Annotated in this window: 1 protein-coding gene and 2 pseudogenes; all 3 read right to left on the reverse strand. The window is 65.8% G+C overall.

The genetic code is table 11. The annotated features are described in order from the left end of the window. A pseudogene (locus EN964_RS33550) lies at positions 1–336 on the reverse strand (ABC transporter permease); the annotation flags it as partial. A 2-nt stretch (positions 337–338) separates the two neighbouring features. Beyond that, positions 339–1,436 (reverse strand): ABC transporter permease, encoded by a 1,098-nt coding sequence (locus EN964_RS33555; RefSeq protein ID WP_127267959.1) that lies wholly within the window; start codon positions 1,434–1,436, stop codon positions 339–341. After that, positions 1,433–1,773 (reverse strand): annotated as a pseudogene (locus EN964_RS33560) (ABC transporter ATP-binding protein); the annotation flags it as partial. The gene EN964_RS33555 and the pseudogene EN964_RS33560, both read right to left, overlap by 4 nt.

Raw genomic sequence — 1,773 nt, forward strand, 5'->3', positions numbered from 1 at the left:
GAGCAGTGCCGTCAGGCCCTCGAGCCCCAAGGTCAGCGCGATGCCGATGACGATCTGGTTCAGCCCGATGCGCACGCAAAGCAGCGCCATGACAAGCGCCACCGCAGCACCCCCGGCGGCACCGGTGAGAAAACCCAGCCACAGCGACCCGGAATAGAAAGCGCCGACAAAGCCGAGATAGGCGCCGGCCAGCATCATGCCTTCGATGCCGATATTGAGCACGCCCGCCTTCTCGGAGATCTGCTCGCCGAGCCCGGCAAGCAGCAGCGGGATCGCCGCGGTGACGGCGCCGAACAGGAGCGCGCTGAGAAAGACTTCGCTGAACAGCCCGGTCATGCCTAGGCCCTCCGCGACTGGTTGTATCGGTGATCGAAATATTCGGCGAGCGCGAGCACGATCAGCACGATGGAAACCAGCACCAGAGTGAAATGATTGGGCACGCCGAGCCGGCGCGCCGCGCTCTCGCCGCCGATCGAAAGCACCGAGAGCAGGAACACGAAGCCGATTGCCGCAAAGCCGTTCATGCGGGCGAGAAACACGGCGGGAATCACGGCAAGCCCATAGGCGGGATTCCAGTCGGCGCGGACATTGCCCTGGACGCCGATGATGTCGACGGCGCCGGCAAGCCCGGCCAGCCCGGCCGAAATGGCGAAGACGGCGACGGTCAGGCCGGGGACACCGAGTCCCGAGTGAACCGCCGCGCGTGGATTGGCGCCGACGATCCTCAGCTTCAGCCCGAACGCCGTGCGCGTCATCACCAGATGCACGATGACGATCGCCGCCAGCCCAAGCAGCAAGCCGCTGGTGATGGTCGTTTCGAACAGGCGCGGCAACCGGTCTTCCACCGGCAGCGTACGGGTCTGCGGCACGGTCGTGTTGGGGTCGCGAAACGCCAGCTTGACCAGCACATTGGCGAGCGAGGTGCCGAGGAACGTCATCATCAGCGTGGTGATGATCTCGTTGACGCCCTGATAGGCACGCAGCAGGGCCGGCACCAGCGACCAGATCATCGCCACCACCATGGCGATGAGGAACGAGCAGACCAGCGCCAGCCAGGCTGGCATGACCTGCACGAACATAGGAGCGCTGGCCGCCGCCGTCACCGCGCCGAGCAGGAACTGGCCGTCGCCGCCGAGATTCCACATGCCGGCGCGAAAGGCCACGATCAGGCCGGCGGCAAGAAACAGCAGCGGCGCCATGCGCGTCAGCGTCTGCTGGATGCCGAGCGGCGAGAACAGTCCTTTCTCCAGCACGAAGCCGTAGTAGGCGAGCGGGTCGACGCCGACCGCAAGCAGGATACAGCCGGCTATGACGAGAGCGATGAGGATCGGGCCGAGCGTCATCAGCAGCCGATGCGCGATGTCGCGGCGCGTCCTTGCCCCGCTCGTGGCATCGAGTGCGGTGGCACTGACCGTGGGTGCGGTGTCGATGCTCATGCGGCAAGTCCGATCATCAGGCGACCGACCTTGGTGCGGGCATCGTCGGCATTCTCGACGGTGCCGACCAAAGCTCCGTCGGCGATGACGGCGATGCGGTCGCACATGCCAAGCAATTCCTCGAGGTCGGTGGAGATCAGCAGCACCGCAAGGCCACGCGCCGCCGTGTCGCGAATGCGCTGGCGCGACGCCAAAGTGTTGGCGAGATCGAGCCCGTAGGTCGGCTTGTTGAAGATCACCACCTTGGCGCCCTCAGCCAGTTCCCGTGCCAGAAGCACCTTCTGGATGTTGCCGCCGGACAGCCGCGCGACAGGCGTCTTCAGGCTCGGCGTACGCA

This window comes from Mesorhizobium sp. M7A.F.Ca.CA.001.10.2.1 (assembly GCF_003998575.1).
In the GTDB taxonomy this organism is placed as follows: Bacteria; Pseudomonadota; Alphaproteobacteria; order Rhizobiales; family Rhizobiaceae; genus Mesorhizobium.